The sequence below is a fragment of the Psychrobacter sp. 1Y11 genome, from assembly GCF_052259045.1.
In the GTDB taxonomy this organism is placed as follows: Bacteria; Pseudomonadota; Gammaproteobacteria; order Pseudomonadales; family Moraxellaceae; genus Psychrobacter.
Window position 1 is genome coordinate 92258 of record NZ_JBQQER010000009.1, and the last position, 18383, is coordinate 110640.

Here is an 18383-nt window from a genome sequence, read left to right on the forward strand (position 1 = left end):
TGCTGCCTTCGTTCTACCTTGTTCTATATTTGCTTTATTTCACCTGTTATTAATACTCGAGACGCTCATGACATTTAAGAAACATCACATCGCTATCTTACTACCTGCGCTTATGATTGTAGGCTGTAGTACCCAAAAGACAGCGCCTCAACCTGCTAAGCCTGTACGTCAAGGTAATGTGCAAGTCACCCAAACACAGACCATCATCGTTAAGCCCAAGCCAGTCGTCAGACCACAGGTAGTGACGCCGGCGCCAAAACCAAGCTATACTAGTTTCTCAGACTGGAAGTCAGATTTCACTATGCGCGCGATCTCTGCAGGCAAAAACCCTGCTAATATTCAGCGTTTATTAGCGTCAGCTAATCTAAACCAACAAGTTATCTCACTGGACTCTAGCCAAGCTGAATTTTCAAAAATGCCATGGGACTACGCCGATTCTGCGGTATCAGATGGTAGGGTCAGTACTGGTCAGCGCAAATTTAACGAACAGCGCACTTATTTATCCAGCCTCGAGTCGCGTTATGGCGTCAATGCGGAGATCATCGCGGCCATTTGGGGTATGGAGTCCTCTTTTGGCGCAGTCACAGGTAACAGCTATATTCCAAGCTCGCTGGCGAGCCTCGCTTATGATGGACGCCGCCAACCGTTTGCTGAAGAACAGCTATTAGCCTTGTCGGACTTGTTAGAGCGCGGTGATATTTCTTGGTCGCAGCTTGATGGTTCATGGGCAGGCGGTATGGGCGAGACCCAATTCATCCCTAAGACTTGGTTAGATTTCGGCGTCGATGGCGATTATAATGGTCATCGTAACCCTTGGTCCACTAAGGATGCCTTAGCCTCTACGGCGAACTATCTAAATGCTTCCGGATGGGTACGCGGTTTGGCGCCGTTTTATGAAGCAACGCTTCCGGCCTCATTCGATTACTCTTTAGTCGGCACTAAGCAAACAGCGGCAAGATGGGCGTCAATGGGTCTTGATACCATAGAAGATGTCAATCTAGATGCCAATACCGAAATGGAGCTGTGGTTACCAGCGGGTAAAGATGGTCCTATCTTATTACTGAGTCCAAACTTCGATGTGATCAAAGTCTATAACAACTCCTCCAACTATGCCTTGGGAGTGAGTTTGCTCGGCAAAGCCATAATGAACCAAAGTGGCTTACGCAAGTCATGGCCGCGTTACGAGCGTCCGTTATCTACTTCGCAAGTCACCAATCTGCAGCGGCGTTTGACTAGCTCTGGCTACGATACCAAAGGCGCTGATGGCATTATCGGTACCAATACGCGCAAGGCTTTTCAGAGCTGGCAGGCCGCTAATGGACAAACGCCGGACGGTTTTATCACTCAGCGTAGTGCCGTGTCACTGACAGGTTGGTGAGCGGATCTGATCATGCCTTTTTTTAAAAGTGACTATTGGCATAGATTAAAGCTTAAAGACTAAAAATGACTCTTTAAAAACGGTTAAGACCTACAAAGCATCCTAATGAGGATGCTTTTTGCATTACAAGGTTAAACTGATACTATTTAAATAGTAAACTTAAACATAAGGCGCATCAGGGTAACACGCAGCCTCGATTTCACTATCTGTTGGCTGACGAATGATAGTAATCGAGTTTTGCTGCTCAGGCTGCCAGTCGATAAGCTGCATATCCGTAAAGCTCTCAAGCCAGCCGCACATGGGCCAGTGCTGCCACTTATCATAAAAGCGATTGGCATTGATAACGATGCTTGAGAGATGATTGAGCGGCGGACGATAGGCGCTATGCTGCTGATGAAAAACCACATCGCTGGTGAGATAAAACTCAATATTTAGCGCGCGCGCCATAAAAGCAAAGTCCGTGTCTTCTGCGCCATAACCGATATAATGAGTATCAAAACCGCCTATATGTTGAAACTGGCTTTGGGTAATGGCAAAGCATAAACTCCAAAACGCGCCGTAATCTTGCGTACACTCATAAGCGCTTTGAGTTTGATCGACTAACTGTGATTCGATTTCATTCGTTTGTTCGACAGCTTGATTAACAAGATTATGACGATAAGGATTCGTCACCGCTAGAGCGTTTAATGGAGTATTACCGAGATTACCTTGTTGTGATTGTAGAGACTCCTCGTCAGTGAGTGGCCTCGTTAGATATAGCGGTTGACCCATGAGCAAGGCGTCGGGATGCGCCGTTAGCTTTGCGCTTAAGTACTCGATAAAAGTTGTCGATACGATACAGTCGACATCCAAAAATATCAGCTGCTCATGACTGGCTTTTGCTGCGCCAAGATTGCGGTTACGGCCAATATCAAAGCCTGTTTTACTGCCTTTATTACTGACTTCATTATCAACCTTATTACTGACCTCATTATTTTCAATACTTGCTACTAACTGGCTTTTAGAAGTCGGAATTTGCACGATATTGAGCGGATACTGAGCTAAGCGTTTAGGGTCAGCGTCATCATTGACGATAATGACCTCGCTTGGGCGCACGCTACTATGGGCTAAACTACTCAGAAGATTGTAAAGATGGCGATTACGACCATAGCAAGTAGTGATCACACTGATATCGATAGTTTTGTACTGGGTTTCGGTTGTAGGATTCATAGTTTATTCTTATTATTTATACGCTCAGGTGTCAGATTTAGTTGCGGTAACAACCACTTCTCAAACCAGGATTTGGTAGCCGTATAGTCAATAAAGCTATCCATTAAAGCTTGGGCCGCTGTTTTTATATTTAGGTTGTTACGAGTTTGATAAATGTCCGATTTAGCAGATAAGGTGAGTAAACTGTCAGTATTTTGAGTGCTGTTAGATTGCTCAACAAATTGCTGCCAACTCAATGCTCGCCCTTGTGCAATCAAAGCTGCAGCCATCACTTCTTGCTCACGATGCGGCCTTTCATCTGGCAATACCACCAATGGCGTCTCGTGATGATAAGCTTGCGCGATACCATTTAAGCCACAAGCCATTATCAACAGATCGCTGTGCATGAGAAAAGGCGAAACGTCGACTACTTGGGTGGCGATATCGACATAAGCGCGTTTATCGTCAGCGATTGGTCCGAGCGATATAATTAAGGCTTTAGGTTGCATAGCACGTAACTCAGGTAACTTAGCATCAATCGCCTCGTGGCCGCCATAACCTTTAATCACTGTGATAATTTTTGGTTTTTGTTTGCTGTTTTCACTAATATTAAGTTGTCGAGTTAATTTAGAACTCACTTTATTTCGTTCATTATCATCTGTCAAATTAGCGAACGAAGCTATAAATTCATTATAGGAGATAGACTTAGAATTCTTATCAGGCAAAAAATCTAAGTATAAGGTTTTCTGTTTAAGCCAGTCGTCAGTTTCAGCGGCTTCTAAAGTTTTAGGGTAGGGCGCAAGCAAGCCAAGTGCTCCTGCAAAAGCGTTAAGATGCGGTGTATCATCGCGAATACCAGCAAGCCTGACGTAGAGATAGGGCACGCTAGCGGCGCGACACAGCATAGCGACTTCGACACTGACGTCGATAATCATTAAATCAATATCATGCTCTTGAATAGCATTTAAAATTTGCCAGCTACGAGTTTGAATATCGCTATTACCCACCGGCGAGTAGTGCAAACTGGCAGGCTGCCAATGTTGGCCTGCACGGCCTAGCAGAACATCGTCCTCTCGTTCACCCTCTGGGTTAAGACGAACAATTTGACTTTTAGCTACAGTATTAAATGTGTAGGCATCAAGCGCTAAGCTAGTAAAGACGATAAAGTTTTTGCGTGAGCTTGCAGGTAAGAGAGCCGCCAATTTATCTGCTTGCCGGCAATGACCTGAGCCATGATGGTGAGCATAATAGCCAATGCGCATAACCGGATTTCCGAAAACAAGTTATAAAAGGTTTAGAGTAAAAGTTAAGACTAAATGGCCTTTTGCTTACTGTTATGACCATTACTTTGTAGAGGCTGAGCGTCAAAATTGAAGTCACTAACCTTGGATATAGCAGCCGCTGTTGGCGTTTCTGACAATAAAGCCTGCCTATATAAATCAACATAACCGTCGACCATTGCCGCTACCGAACAAAACTGCTCAGCACGTGCGCGACAAGCTTTTCTTGAGATCGTTTTGATACCATCAAAAGCTGCTACAAAGGCTTGCTCATCACACTTAGGGACAATGATGCCTGTCTTCTCAGTGATAATCTCAGCGCCAGCGCCTACGTCGAAGCCTATTACTGGCGTTCCACACGCTAAGCTTTCCGCTAAGGTCAAACCGTAAGGCTCATCCCAAGTGCTCGTAAATAGCATAGCGGTTGCTTGGCAGAGATAGTCGTTGATTTGCTCTTTGCTTAAGTGACCGACGTAAGTAAATAGCCTTTCGTCATCCGCTTTATTGGCATCAGCAGCTAGTAGTGGCGCGACCTCATTATCAAAGTATTGTTGATTACTCTCAGGGCCTGCGATAATTAAACGCTTACCTGCTGCCTGACAATATTGCATAGCTAGATGCGTGCCTTTTTCGGGACAAATACGCCCATACCAAAAATAAACCTCCTCATTAACCGGCTCAATATTGGCGCTAAAAGAGTCGACATCGATACCGTTATAGACCACATGGGACGGTACAAACTCAGTAAATAGCTGCTGCTGATGAGCGCTGATTGCGGTAAATTGAGTAGTGGTTCCTTGTTGCAAGGTTAGCAGCGCCAAGCGAATATGCGGAAAAATAGGCGTATGAAAAGTAGTAAAACAGCGCTTGCCAAATACCTGTCCCGTTAGCATCGGCACATGATAAAGACTATGGTTATGGACGATATCAATCTCACCACGATTATCTCTGGCGATGATATCGCCGAGCGCTTGCTGATAAACTAAATACTGATACATATCCTCACGGCTCATACCAACAGAATCATGCTCATTATCATAAACTAGAGCATCAAATTGTTTGCGAGTCATTAGAGGCACTAGGGTTGCTTGCGTTTGACTGTCCTCATGGGCATAGAGCAAAACCTGATGACCGCGCGCCACTAGCTCATCACATAGCAACTGAGTAATCATCTCAAGTCCGCCTGCATAAGGCTGCGCAATCGGATACAGCGAATGAGCAATAATAGCGATCTTTAGAGGCGCTTCGCTACTGTCTGCGCAGGTTTTTTCTATTGAAGGCTGTGGATTTGTTAGTGACATAAAGCGTTCCATTAAGTGCAAGTAGTTATAAAGTTATAAAGTTATAAAGTTAAAAGGTTATAAAGTTAAAAGGTTATAAAGTTATAAAGTTATAAAGTTAAAAGGTGATAGCTGTCAGCTCAAAAAAGGCCTAAACAAAAATAGTCGCTTTTTTCGAGGCAAACCTAATTAAGAATTGGCCGCTTTATTATCTTTATAAGGGTTGCTCATAGTGCGCGGATTAATAGAGTTTACTTTCGATAATGAGAGTGCTGTTTTATTTAGCTTGATAGCGCTTTTAGGACGACTACGCGGCTTAAAATCGATAACCTGCGCCTCTAACTGTTGATAGCGATAGTTCTCTAGTACCACGCTTGCGGCTAATACTTTTATCAAACAGATAGCTAAAGCGGCTGCAAATAACACAGGCGAATAGAGGCTAGATAAAGGCGACACCAGCAGCAGAGTTATTAAATTAAGGACTAACAACAACTTAGGTAGCGCCTTAATATTGGCTATAAAAGTCGAGCGAGTGCTGCTACTAAGCGCTTGTTTCGGGGTGCAAATAAAGGGCTTGTCACGACCCCATAGCACTGGCATCCACGATAGAGCGCCAAACTCCCAAAAGTTTAGGTGCAGCAGCCAAGCTCGCGTTTGTCTTTTTAACTGTTTAAGTTTCTGCAATGGCGAATTAGCATTGTTACTAGCATGTTTAGAGTGATGCACTTGCTGATTAAGGGGTGAGCTATCCTGGCTATAAGCCCAAAAACGTCTAGCTAAAAATAGCGCATAGCTTGCGTAAACTGCGTAGAGCGGCGCTAATAACGGTTGCATATTAGCCTCAATATTTAGCACCAAAGCACCAGTAATTATTAGCACACACGTCAGCTGCAATAGAATAAATACTCCGGTGAAGTTCACCCAAGCGCTAAGCTGCGAGAGATGCGCTCTAATATAAGATAAGCGTTCAGATTTTTGCTGAGCTTTAAAAGGCAATTTATCCGCTATTAATCTTTGCTCATCCCTAGCAAAATAAGAAGTCAGCACTTGCATATTGCCGTAGATCCAGCGCTGTCTTTGGCAAATAAGATCAGGCAAAGTAGTCGGCAATAAACCCGTCGCTATCACTTTAGGAATAAACTCACTTTTTAGACCTTGCCTATGCATTAAGACGCCCATCTGTGCATCTTCAGTAATAGAGGCGCCAGACCAACCGCCTAACTGGGTAAGCGCCTGCTTACGAATTACCGCAAATGTACCTGTCGATAATGCGCGCTGACGATTGAAAGGACGGTACAGATGGTAGTTAAAATAATGATTGAGTTCGCTATGCACATCGACAAGACCTTTATCGCGATAAAACTGCGGGAACTGCAATAGTGCATGCTCAGGATGATATTTGATAGCATCAGTGATAGCCACTCTTGCGTGAGACAACGCCTGATAGTCACTATCAACCACCACGATATGGCTACAACGCTTATCCATCCATTGTAAAGCTAAATTCAGCGCTCCCGACTTAAAGTTATCCACTTTATCCACGTGATAAAAACGCACTTTTAGTCTGCTAGCTAAGCTTGTGCAGTAGGCAGCTAAAGGTTCATACAAGGCTTTATTAGTGTGGTTATTATCAATAACCAAAACCTCATCATCAGCCGATTTTATCGCTAGCAGAGACTCAATAGTCGCTACGACCACTTCTAAAGGCTCAGCGCGGGTCATAATCTGAAAGCTTAGACTAACGGTATCGTTATCACTGTCTAAACTTGCACTACTAGAGTTAGGGCTATGATGATTATTTAAGTTAGGCGTAAAAGTAGTCACTTTATTCACGGTCATGTTCTATCCTTGAGCATTCAGGTAATTTGTGGCTAATAGTGTCAGTCGTAGAGAATTAGGGTTTTAATTTATTTTTATAGTCTTAAGCATAAGTCAGTAATGCAATAAACAAGCTAATGCTTAGATAGAAGCTCATAATAATATGGTTTGATAGGGGGGATTAGGCGAAAAGTGTGGCAAAAATAGCCTAAGTGTAACGTTGGGTAATTTAGGTAAAAAAGTGTTATGTATTAAGTGTTTAACGTCCGAATTAACCTCTTTATCGTCTGCTATAGTCTTTATGGTTTTTGCAAATACTAATACGAGTACTGAGAAGTATGGTGGATAGTAAGATTATTAGAATTAGCATTACTCGCTATATAGCCAATCCACTATAAAATAAATACAGTGCTACTGTAGTTGTACTCTTTTTATTTAGGATTAGCTATATAACTAGCAATAAGGTTTGGAGTTTTGTGTTGTTATTTGTTGAATTAGCTTACTAAGTTGGATTTAGATAAGGGGTTTTTGCTAAGGTAAGACCCATAAGGTTCGAGCTATATTTTGTAGCATCAAAATGATTTGAAAATGGCTTAACTTAATATCGCTTACAGATTGGATAGCGTTTACTCAGACAATCATAAAATGAGGGTCTCGATAAATAATTAAAAAAGGAAAATAATATGAGTAATGATAATCACAACAAACCACAAAACAATAATTCAGAAGACCTAAAAGACAAATTTACCGAATCGTTAGATGCTTTTAAGCTGCGAGCAGAATTGCTAGTCGCCAATCTAAAAGAAGGCGGCGATGATGGCTATGACCATTCAACGACTACGGCAGGCGAGAAAGGCTTGAGATCAGGCAAAGTATCAGAGTTGACCGTGATTGCGCCGTTAAAAGAAGGCGGCGCTGAGCGCTTAAAAGAAATCCTAAAAATCGCAGGCGGCAATCTTAAAGGAGCGACGCGCGTAGGCACTTTACATGACTTGCGCTTCGTATTTATAGATGACGATACAAGAGTGCTGTTCTGTACCGCTTATGATGGTGATTGGGACCCTTATATTGATGATTTCGCTACCAAAATTCCTGAGCTGATGGATATCTTATTCGGTAACGTCAAAGGTTGGCCCGGTATCAAAGATCCTAGCGTCAAGCAATTTATATTAGACCACCAAATCACTGCTGCAGGTTGGTATGTTGGTGTGCCGCATCTTACCGTACAAGATATACGCCGTAATGAGCGTATTGTAAAAGGAGTTAATAAAGCACTAGATGAAGCACAAGCGAATTAATTTTGAATTTTAAAATTAAATAAATAAGAAGTATTCAAATAGTAGGCTTAGACATGAACAATAATAACAACAATAAACCGTTATCAGGATTGACTGATAAATTGCAGGACTTAAAAGACGAGTTTGGCAATCGTATCGAAAATGGTGATTTTGAGACTTGGCTCAAAGGCGTCAAAGCAGAGGTTGGCGATGGTATAGAGATGGTGAGTCGCAAGGCGCGCGGCGTCTTCAATCCAAACCTAGTCACTATGCAATTAGAAGACATCCAGTCCATCATCTTGCGCGAACGTCCGACGCCTTATTACGGAACCATCATCGCTTTTAAGGTCAATAACGCCAAAGTGGGACGGCAGATGCTAGCGCAAGTGTTATCTGATGTGACGGGCAGCAAAGAGTGGCATAAAGACATGCAGGCAACCCTCTCTATCGTCATGACTTATGAGGGTCTAAAGGCGCTAGGCGTGCCGCAGTCCTCGCTTGATAGCTTCCCTGAATCATTTAAAGCAGGCATGGCGAAGCGCGCTGATAAATTACGCGACTTCGATATCAATGCTCCCGATAACTGGATGGCGCCTTTTGGAGACAAAGGTGATATTCATATTGGCGCTGCCGTTATCGCTGATAGTAAAGAGAAATGGCATGCCAAATTCAAAGAGCTAAAAGAAACCATCAAAGATCATATCAATTACGATAAACCTGCCGATGGCGATATTGAGATCTTGATGGAGCATGACTTTGGTTCGGACGATAATGTCAAAAACGTCTTTGGTTACCGCGATGGCATTAGTAATCCTGAGATTCAAGGTAGCGGTATCCAGACGCCGCCTAGCCGCGATGGCGAGCCAATTGCTGCCGGCGAGTTTGTACTGGGATACGAAGGAGAAGCGGGGACTGTCGCACCGATGCCGCAGCCTGAAATATTAGGTAAAAATGGCTCGTTTATGGTACTGCGTGCTTATGACAGCCATGTCGCCGCTTTTAATAAATTTCGCAAAGACAATACCGATAGCGAGGAAGAGGCTGAGCTATTAGGCGCGAAAATGTGGGGGCGCTGGCGCTCCGGCGCACCGCTGATATTATCTCCTGATAAGGATGACAAGGAGTTGGGCGATGATCCAGGTCGTAACAACGATTTTGGCTATAAAGATGATCCTTACGGTAAGAAGTGCCCGTTTGGCGCTCATGTCAGACGTATGAATCCTCGTAATAGTAAAGACTTTATCTTATCAGATGTACGTATTCACCGTATTGTTAGGCGCAGCGTGGGATTTGGTGACGTTTTGCCATCTGATGTGACTGAGGACGACGGCAAAGAGCGCGGTCTATTCTTTATTGGAATTAATGCTCATGCGATGGAGACGGTTGAGTTCTTGCAATCGCAGTGGATAAACGACGGCAACTTTATGAGCTTAGGCGAAGAAAAAGACCCGATGGTCGGCCTACATCATAGTGACAAAGACAGCGATGCCGATAAATTTACCGTGCCTGCTGAACCTATGCGTAAGCGTTATCATGGTATAGAAACTTTTAACACTTTATATGGCGGCGAGTATTTATTTATCCCAAGCTTATCAGCGCTTAAATGGATTAGTGAGTTGTCTTAATTTTTAATGAATCTTTCATAAACAATAAAACTCAGGAAACGCTATGCTAAAAAAATTATTTAAGCCAAAATACGTCCCCTACGATCCAAAGTATATCGAGCTTAGCAGCGATGACGAGCGTAACATACGCACCATTACTGACGATATCAAAAGCTATATCGCTCGTAGTGATAAAGCCAGTAATGTTGATCATCACACTCGTGATGCCCATGCCAAAGGCTACTGCGCATTAAAAGCTAAGTTTGAGATTTTGGATAATATCCCTAAAGAGTATGCGCAAGGCTTGTACGCTAAAGCAGGCATTCATGATTCCGTAATTCGCTTCTCTAATGGCTCCTCGCGAGTTTTCGCTGATCGTAAGCTTGGTTTTGCGCAAGGTCTTGCGATTAAGGTTTTTGATGTGCCGGGCGAAAAGCTAGCACCAGGCGAAGAAGATAGCACCACTTTTGATTTTAACTTTATTAACAATCCGGTGTTTTTCTGCAATAGAATCCAAGAATACACTTATCTCTCGCGTCTGTTTTTAGACCTGCCAAAATACACGGAAAATGGCGCTATTGGTAAAGGGAAATTAGCTTTTAATTGGTTGACCAATTATGGCTCAAGATTGCCCACTAAAGAGTCTATCAAAACCTTTAAAGCAGTGATTGGTTTTACCACTATTGAGCCCAAAAATACTTTGCTATACGATTTTCATTCACAAGGTGTCGTGCGTCACGGTGACTCCATGGCAAAAATTAGAGTCACACCGACGGCTGAGTCAGATAAAAAGGTCACTCGCCGTGAAGTCGATGTTGAGGCGCGTGAAGAGGCGATTCGTCCGCTTATCTTAGAGGAAATACGCGAGCACGATTACCAGTTTGATATACAGATTCAGCTGTGCCGCAACCTAAAAAAACAGCCGATCGAAGAGATTACTACTGAATGGAAAGAGTCGGATGCGCCTTTCGTTACTGTGGCTCGCTTAACGATTCCTTGCCAAGACGTTCCCGACGATGGTCACTTTGAGATTATGGAAAACCTATCCTTTACGCCATTTCGCTGCCTAAAAGAGAACCGTCCTATCGGTAATTTGCAGCAGTCACGCCTCAAGGCTTATCAAATAGCGTCAGAGACGCGCCATCAGCTCAATGACGTCAAGCGCCGTGAGCCTAAGAGCCTGAAAGAGACCTTTGCGAAGACGTTTTTCTAAAGGCTAGCCGCTGATAGCAATTGATATTCATCATATTGTTATTGTAGGCAGTATAAAAAGTTAGCTAATTATGAACAATGGCGGTGGTTGATTGATGTTACTCTTTACTTAGACGACAGTTTACTTTGATGATAGTTCAGTCAATAGATAGCTTTTAAGAGGAAAATATAATGGGATTATTAGTAGAAGGACAATGGAAGGACCAGTGGTACGATACGGACGCTACTGGTGGGCGCTTCAAACGCGAAGAGTCCGGTTTTCGCAATTGGGTAACCGCCGATGGTAGTGCAGGGCCAACGGGAAAAGGTGGTTTTAAAGCCGAGCCAAATCGTTATCATTTATACGTCTCCTTAGCTTGTCCTTGGGCGCATCGCACTACAATATATCGTAAGCTTAAAGGGCTTGAGGACATGATATCGCTGTCCGTCGTGCATCCTTTTATGCGCGATTATGGCTGGACTTTTAAAGAGGGCGCAGGCGTTATTCAGGATCCAATCCATCATGCTGACTATATGCATGAGGTTTATACAGCGGCGAAACCTGATTACACCGGCCGCGTGACGGTGCCTGTACTGTGGGATAAAAAGACCAATACTATCGTCAGCAACGAATCCTCTGAGATCATTCGTATGTTCAATTCGGCGTTTGACGAGGTAGGGGCAAAATCGCTTGATTTGCTACCAGAAGACTTGAAAGACGAGATTGATGAGATTAACGAATTTGTTTATTCAGCCGTCAATAATGGTGTCTACAAAACAGGTTTTGCGACTACTCAGCAAGCTTATGAAGAAGCAGTCATTGAACTGTTTGATGGTTTAGATAAGTTAGAGGCGCGTCTGGCAAAGAGTCGTTATCTCGTAGGCGATAGCGTCACTGAAGCCGATTGGCGACTATTTACTACTTTGGTAAGATTTGATGCCGTTTATGTCGGTCATTTTAAATGCAACATTCGCCGTATTGTTGATTATCCTAACCTTTGGAATTATCTAAAAGAGCTGTACCAGATGCCAGGTATTAGCGAAACGGTCAATATGGAGCATATCAAGGCGCATTATTATACCAGCCATGATAATGTTAATCCGACTGAGATCGTACCACTTGGCCCCGTTATCGACTTTAATGAGCCGCATAATCGCGAGCAAACCGTTGGTTAAATGCTAATTTTGCTTCGATGGTCTTTATAAAACAGTCCGCTAAAGTCTTATAGTTTTAGCGGACTATTTGCTTGAAGTTATCATTGGCAAAAAGCAGTATAAAGACAAGTTATTAGCTAATTCGGGTAATTTTTTAAGTTTCAATTATAAATAGGAGTTATATTATGACTGACACTGTCGATCCACAGGATATACAACAAAAATTTGAGCGTTGGTCTGCTCTACAGTCAAAATTACTACAAGCGCAGCAAGAGTGGAGGGAGGCGGAGGCGTTGCTATCTGAGATACAAGCCTATTATCTAAGCCCGCAGTGGATGCAAGATCGTGAGGCTGATGTCACCATTGAGCACTCTGGTGAGGCCTATTCTATCTTTAGTGAAGATGGTATTTGGAACGCTATGACGGAACATCAAGAGCAAGCTATAGAATGGATGCGCTTAGGCTTAGACGCTATTGATAAATAGGCTAAAGCGTCAGCATTTAGCTTCTATTGGCTTTAGTGTTTATTAGATAAACGACGCTTAACGAACCAGCCAATAATAAGCACCACGATTATAATGCCAATCCCTGTCGAGTAAGGAGCGAGTGTCGATTCAATCACCTCGTAGTTCTGACCTAAGTAGTAACCTGCGAGCGTCAGCCCAGTTGTCCAAATGCTGGCGCCAAGTGCAGAGAGTCCCAAAAAGGGCAGCATCGACATGTTATTCATGCCTGCAGGAATAGAGATAAACGAGCGAATACCAGGTACCATACGCCCAAAAAATACCGCTTTTTTGCCATGTTTATCGAACCACTCATTAGTGGCTTTGATATCGTCAGGTTTTACAAAAATAAATTTGCCGTATTTTTCGGTAAAAGATATCAAGCGTTCTTCATTAAACACCCGGCCTAGATAGTATAGCGGTAAAGCGCCAAGTACCGCGCCAAGGGTCCCTGCTAGTATCGCGAGTATGAGGTTAAGCTCGCCGTTGGAAGCGGCAAAACCAGCAGCGGGCATGATGACTTCTGAGGGAATAGGCGGAAAGACGTTTTCGGCAAACATAGCGAAGATAATGCCAAAATAGCCAAACTTCGCCATGATAGAGAGTATCCAGTCACTGATCTGACCCATGAAAAACCTTTAAAATAGAGTTGTTTAAAAAATCCAGTTATTAAGCAAAGAAGATACTAGCCCATTGCTGTTTTTTCAATTTAAAAGGTTTTATCCGCTGTGCTAGTTTCGTTAACGTATATCTAAATCCTCTGCGTAGGCAAATAACGCAGGCGCGCCGCCGGTATGCCAGAACAACACAGTATCCTCTGACTTGATTTGCCCTGTACGTATCATGTCAATGAGTCCGCCCATAGCTCGTCCCGTGTAAACCGGATCTAACAAGATGCCTTCGTTTTGCGCAGTCATTGCGATGGCTTCATTTTCAAGCTCGCCAATCACGCCGTACCCGTCGCCGACATAGTTAGAATTAAGTATCAGATCGTTTGCAGTAAACTGATAATCGGCTTCAATTAACTGAGCAGTGCTATTGGCTAAGCTAATAATATGCTCATCAAACGGCACTTTATCCATTTCACCCTTATCAATATTAATACCGACTAGCTGACAATTCGTCTCTAAAATTTTATTACCAATAATTAAGCCAGCTTGAGTCGCGCCAGAGCTAGAAGCAAAGATAATATGAGTAAAGGTTACATTCAAGTCTCTACGCTGAGAGTCTAACTCTTTATAAGCCTCAATAAAGGCCACAGCACCAAGCTCGTTGGAGCCGCCATAGGGAATGATATAGGGTTTTTTACCCTCAGCTTTTAATTGTTCAACGAGGGCTGGGATATCTTCACCTTTACGGTTTTCGCCTGCCCAGTGGATATGACAACCATATACCTTATCAAGCAGCAAATTGCCTTGTGGCTGAGTAGGCTCTTCGCCGCCCAATACCAGATGGCACTCAAGCCCTAAACTTGCCGCAGCGCCAGCAGTTTGCCGGCAATGATTGGACTGAATAGCGCCTGCGGTAATCACGGTATCCGCGCCTTTAGCTAAGGCATCACCCATGATGTATTCAAGCTTACGGGTTTTATTACCGCCGAGTGCCAGTCCGGTATTATCATCGCGCTTCATATAGATTTTTGGGCCGCCAAGCTTTGCGCTTAAGCGTGTCAATTCGATCAAGGGCGTAGGGAAGTAGCCTAGCGAGGCTTTAGGGAGATTGTGAGTCATAGAAAGTCCATTTTTAGGAGTGGTTTATAGTCATTCAAAGCGAAACACACACTTAGTATTTGCGTTAGATATTAGCTGCTCGCTACACTTAGTATTCTACAACGATAAGCATCGAGATTCAGAAGTTTACTTATTTTATGAGATTGTAATCATAAAAAACCCTCATTCGACCATAAGGCTTGAATGAGGAGTAGACGTTATCTAACATTATTTAAATAGTACTAGAGTAGATTCAATATAAAAATGTTGTAGCGCTACGGGGATGAATTTTGCGCAGCCTCTGTGTCAGCAGCACGCAAGGAAAATTTATACCAGTAGCGCCTTTCAATTTATGACAGTTTTATTTTCAATTAACCATACTGGGACTTAGAAATGCACTTTTACTAAGGCACTAGGAACGCTCTGATTGACGCCATCTAGACCGAATTTATTTCTCCAATAACTGTACTCTATACCGACTTCGATACGATTATCGATGCCTAGTGCTTGTTGTAAGTTGTACTTAATCTGCGGATTGATATGTAGCTGATCTTCTAAGTCATCATTGTTGAAGGAGTAATCAACATAGCCATCGATGACGAAGTTGTTTTTCTCCCAGCCATAAGTCAAAGTAATCTGCTGATCATCGGCGTCATTAGGGCCAGAGTTGTTGTTAAAGACGTGATATAAGGAGGCAGAAGCATATTTCATACCTGGGATAGGTACGTCCAAATCAGCACCGACCCCAACCATATAGTTGTCTTGGCTAAAGCCGCTGGAGTTGGAACCAAACTCATATTGAGCGGCGAAGTTGACTTGCTTGATATAGCTATCATCAAAGGTCGCCACTTTGAACTTAGGAGCCAGCTCGCCGTAGATATCTTTGGCTCGGCTTTTCTCGTTATCGCTAGCGCCTTGCAGGCGATCAACAAAGAAGAACACCCCGCCCCAAGTATGCGTGGAAGCATGCTCAAGAGTGAGCGTGGTCAGCTCGCCATCTTTCGCCAACTTGTAATCCTCGCCGTACAGCAGTGAGACGCTCGTATCTGAGAATAATACCTTGGCTTGTGAGTGGCTCATACCTGCTAGAGCCATCACTGCGATGAGAACAGTGGTTAAAGGTTTGGCAACAGAGCGCTTAACATTTAAGCGAGGCTTTTTGAGTTGAGCTACAGAAGGTAGTTCGATTGAGGTGTGATAACGCACAGTAATACTCCTTTATGTACAGTCGTTGGGTGTCATATTTGCCTATCGTGAGCTGCTTCAATGTACAAAAATTATTCAATAAAAAAGCTAGTCTTTAGCTTTAGGAACGAAGTTTTTGTTTTGCCATAACGGCTAATAATCATGACAAGCCGTTGGTTAATAGCGGCGAAGAATACTGATAATTGCTGCAAGTGCTAAAGACGGCAGTACTTTAAATAGCAGCCAGTTAAAAGATTATTGAGTTACTCGTTGCAATGTTTGTTAACAATCTGAAACAGTTAATCACGTTCTAAAGGTGCTGACAATACTAAATTAACGAATGAAATCAGACATATAGATAATTAAAGAAGAGGTCGATTGCTAAGTTTATGATTTATAAAGAATAACTGACCAAATGGTCAGCTTTATTTTTTTGTAAACAAGACAGAGGCTTTAGTGATAGTAAAGAGATTTAATTATTCTTTAAAAAGAATGATGAAAATATTCAGCTGTACTGAGGTAATTAAGGGGATGCAAAATGTTGAACTAGGGAGGAGTCAAAAGGTAGCTTGAAAGAAAGGTGGGCTTAAAAAAAGAATGGATTAAAAGATAGCCCATTAAATAAGAGCAAAAACCCCAAGTAGATCACTACTTGGGGTCAGAAGAGCTTAAATTCGATATTGTTAGATCCAAGGCTTTAGGACTTACGCGCTTGTATGAGATCGACAATAAGCGCTTTTAATAAGCTAATCGCCATTAAGATAATAATAAAAGAGAAGGGCACAGCCGCGATAATCATGGCAGAAGTAATGGCATCTAGTCCGCCTGCAAGAAGCAGTGCGGCAATCACTGCGGTCAGGGCGACAATCCATATCAGTATGTGCTTGGCTCTATTCTTGACTTTGATTTTACCTGCCGCATTGATAATATTGACGACTAATATCGCAGAATCCGCTGAGGTAACCAAATAAGTGAGTAGTAGTACCACTACCATAGCAGAAACGCCAATAGCCATAGCCGGCTGTAGCATAAAGCCGATGATCTCGAACAGTTGTGCGGTTACGCCTGAGTCGAATATCTGACCTCCTGCGATACCGCTTAGCTCCAAATCGATACCCGTACCACCGATTAAAGAGAACCAAATAAATAGCGTCAGGCTAGGGGCCACGATACCTATCAAGCCAAACTCACGAATGGTACGGTTTTTGGAGATACGCGCTAAGAACATACCAACGAATGGGGCAAAAGCGATCCACCACGCCCAATAAAAAATAGACCAGCTGGTTTGCCAACCGCCAAGCTCTGTACTTGGATCCCAAACCGTAAACATCATCGCCGGTAGGTTGACGATATAGTTAAAAATACCTTTACCGAGCATTTCTAAGGCAAACATCGTCGCACCGAAGATCAAAAAGAAAGCCAGTAGTAGGATAGACAATACCATGTTTATATTACTGAGCCATTTTACCCCGCGTCCCACTCCCGATAGAGCCGAGGCAGTCGATAAACACATGACTATAAATAAAGACAGCAATAACGCGCCAGTCGTGGGCTCTGGGCTGACTGTGCTAGTCACTAGCCACTCCGCTCCGGTAATGCTGTACAAGCCTGACGCAAAGGTGCTGAGCCCAACGCCAATGGTTTGCGAGATACCAAAGATAGTGGCAATCACCGCCGAGATATCGATGATATCGCCAAGCTTGCCCTCTAAATGCTTGCCAAATAGTGGCGTGAGAGCAGAGCGCATCGTTAGTGGTAAGCCACGGGCGTAACTAAAAAACGCCAAACAGATACCCACTAAACTATAAGTCGCCCAAGCAGCAACGCCCCAATGCAAAAAAGAATAGCGATAAGCGGCTGTTAAGGCCTCCGCGCTTCTCGGCATCACTACGCCCTCAATAGGCGCTATCGTGTTGGCCGCAATTTGCTCTTGATAAACAGCAAAGACATCCGCCCCTTCAGATAGCTTGATGTTATTACTATTTAGCGCAGCCATAATTAGATCTTTTGACATGATAGTCTCAGGGTTACTGGCTAGATGCCAAAGCGGCTCGGCAGCACTATAAGTCAATACCCCAATACCGATACCGGCACCAAAAATCATCGAAAACCATGAAAAGTTTGAAAATTCAGGCTTACCCTTGGGATCATTGCCAAGTTTAGTACGTCCAAATGAGGGCCAAAGTATGACGGTTAAACAGACAATAATATAAAAGGCGATAGCGTAAGTGTAATAACCATTGAGATTGGCATAAGACCAGTTTTTTATAGCGCTGAGCGTAATACCAGAGCGCTCGATATCGCTTAATATCCAAGCCACTACTAAAGTCACTAATATTAGAGCGGTCAAAACCACAAAGCGATTGAGACCCTCAAAAAACCCTGTATCTTGAGTCTTGATATGTAACTGTTTTAACGGGGGGCGAAAAGCCATAGCGTTTCCTTGACATGTGATTATACTTATCACATGTTTTGATTGTCATATAAAAAGACTAGCCAATGGTTGCGACGTGAGCAGCTTTATTTTGCGCTGCTGATTACTCAAAAATAGGTGAGTCACTATTGGCTAAGATGAAATAGGGCTAATTATTTTAAAAAAATATTTTAAGGTATTGATAGTAAAATTCTGAGAAAAATATTGATTCACTAATACCGTTAATGTCCGATACTTAGTGTAATAGAAGAAGTGACCCTATTATAATGAGTACGCCTCGTTCATAATGCATCAAAACTTAAAAACAAAAAAACCCCAAGTAAACTAATACTTGAGGCGAAACTTGCTTAAACTCGAGAGTTTAAATTCGTTTTAAATATG

Annotated in this window: 14 protein-coding genes; 6 read left to right on the forward strand and 8 right to left on the reverse strand. The window is 43.1% G+C overall.

Annotated features, from left to right (window positions below):
- The first annotated feature begins 67 nt into the window (after nt 1-67).
- Complete coding sequence (locus ACTXGJ_RS09475; protein WP_443565762.1) at nt 68-1378, forward strand: lytic murein transglycosylase; 1311 nt, start codon at nt 68-70, stop codon at nt 1376-1378.
- A 159-nt stretch (nt 1379-1537) separates the two neighbouring features.
- On the opposite strand, the gene ACTXGJ_RS09480 is transcribed toward ACTXGJ_RS09475, so the two are convergent.
- The 4 genes from ACTXGJ_RS09480 to ACTXGJ_RS09495 form a co-directional block, all read right to left on the reverse strand.
- On the reverse strand, nt 1538-2587 hold the full coding sequence (locus ACTXGJ_RS09480) for a glycosyltransferase family 2 protein (protein ID WP_443565764.1): 1050 nt from the start codon (nt 2585-2587) through the stop codon (nt 1538-1540).
- Nucleotides 2584-3828 carry a hypothetical protein gene (locus ACTXGJ_RS09485; protein ID WP_443565766.1) on the reverse strand — a complete coding sequence of 415 codons (1245 nt, stop codon included), beginning with the start codon at nt 3826-3828 and terminating at the stop codon, nt 2584-2586. The genes ACTXGJ_RS09480 and ACTXGJ_RS09485 overlap by 4 nt, the downstream gene beginning before the upstream one ends.
- A gap of 50 nt (nt 3829-3878) precedes the next feature.
- Nucleotides 3879-5147 carry a glycosyltransferase family 4 protein gene (locus ACTXGJ_RS09490; RefSeq protein WP_443565767.1) on the reverse strand — a complete coding sequence of 423 codons (1269 nt, stop codon included), beginning with the start codon at nt 5145-5147 and terminating at the stop codon, nt 3879-3881.
- 168 nt (nt 5148-5315) lie between these two features.
- Entirely contained in the window at nt 5316-6965 is a 1650-nt protein-coding gene (locus tag ACTXGJ_RS09495; RefSeq protein ID WP_443565768.1) for a glycosyltransferase family 2 protein, read from the reverse strand.
- Between the two features lie 662 nt (nt 6966-7627).
- Between ACTXGJ_RS09495 and ACTXGJ_RS09500 the strand changes: the two genes are divergently transcribed.
- The 5 genes from ACTXGJ_RS09500 (at nt 7628) to ACTXGJ_RS09520 (ending at nt 12656) form a co-directional block, all read left to right on the forward strand.
- Nucleotides 7628-8242, forward strand: coding sequence for a hypothetical protein (locus ACTXGJ_RS09500; protein ID WP_439243507.1), 615 nt, complete (start codon nt 7628-7630; stop codon nt 8240-8242).
- 53 nt (nt 8243-8295) lie between these two features.
- On the forward strand, nt 8296-9846 hold the full coding sequence (locus ACTXGJ_RS09505) for a Dyp-type peroxidase (protein ID WP_443565769.1): 1551 nt from the start codon (nt 8296-8298) through the stop codon (nt 9844-9846).
- A gap of 43 nt (nt 9847-9889) precedes the next feature.
- The gene (locus ACTXGJ_RS09510; RefSeq protein ID WP_443565770.1) at nt 9890-11038 is read left to right on the forward strand and encodes a catalase family protein; all 1149 of its coding nucleotides are present in this window, start codon (nt 9890-9892) and stop codon (nt 11036-11038) included.
- Between the two features lie 170 nt (nt 11039-11208).
- Nucleotides 11209-12192: a glutathione S-transferase family protein gene (locus ACTXGJ_RS09515; RefSeq protein ID WP_443565772.1), complete on the forward strand. Its 984-nt coding sequence runs from the start codon at nt 11209-11211 to the stop codon at nt 12190-12192.
- 164 nt (nt 12193-12356) lie between these two features.
- Nucleotides 12357-12656 (forward strand): DUF4298 domain-containing protein, encoded by a 300-nt coding sequence (locus tag ACTXGJ_RS09520; RefSeq protein WP_439243495.1) that lies wholly within the window; start codon nt 12357-12359, stop codon nt 12654-12656.
- Nucleotides 12657-12688: 32 nt separating this feature from the next.
- Here ACTXGJ_RS09520 and ACTXGJ_RS09525 read toward each other — a convergent pair whose 3' ends face one another.
- From ACTXGJ_RS09525 to ACTXGJ_RS09540, 4 genes are all read right to left on the reverse strand, one after another.
- The gene (locus ACTXGJ_RS09525; protein WP_443565773.1) at nt 12689-13303 is read right to left on the reverse strand and encodes a DedA family protein; all 615 of its coding nucleotides are present in this window, start codon (nt 13301-13303) and stop codon (nt 12689-12691) included.
- Between the two features lie 111 nt (nt 13304-13414).
- Nucleotides 13415-14404 (reverse strand): D-cysteine desulfhydrase family protein, encoded by a 990-nt coding sequence (locus tag ACTXGJ_RS09530; protein WP_443565774.1) that lies wholly within the window; start codon nt 14402-14404, stop codon nt 13415-13417.
- 366 nt (nt 14405-14770) lie between these two features.
- Nucleotides 14771-15589 (reverse strand): DUF5020 family protein, encoded by an 819-nt coding sequence (locus ACTXGJ_RS09535; RefSeq protein WP_443565776.1) that lies wholly within the window; start codon nt 15587-15589, stop codon nt 14771-14773.
- Nucleotides 15590-16265: 676 nt separating this feature from the next.
- The gene (locus tag ACTXGJ_RS09540; RefSeq protein WP_439243483.1) at nt 16266-18002 is read right to left on the reverse strand and encodes a BCCT family transporter; all 1737 of its coding nucleotides are present in this window, start codon (nt 18000-18002) and stop codon (nt 16266-16268) included.
- Nucleotides 18003-18383: the final 381 nt, after the last annotated feature.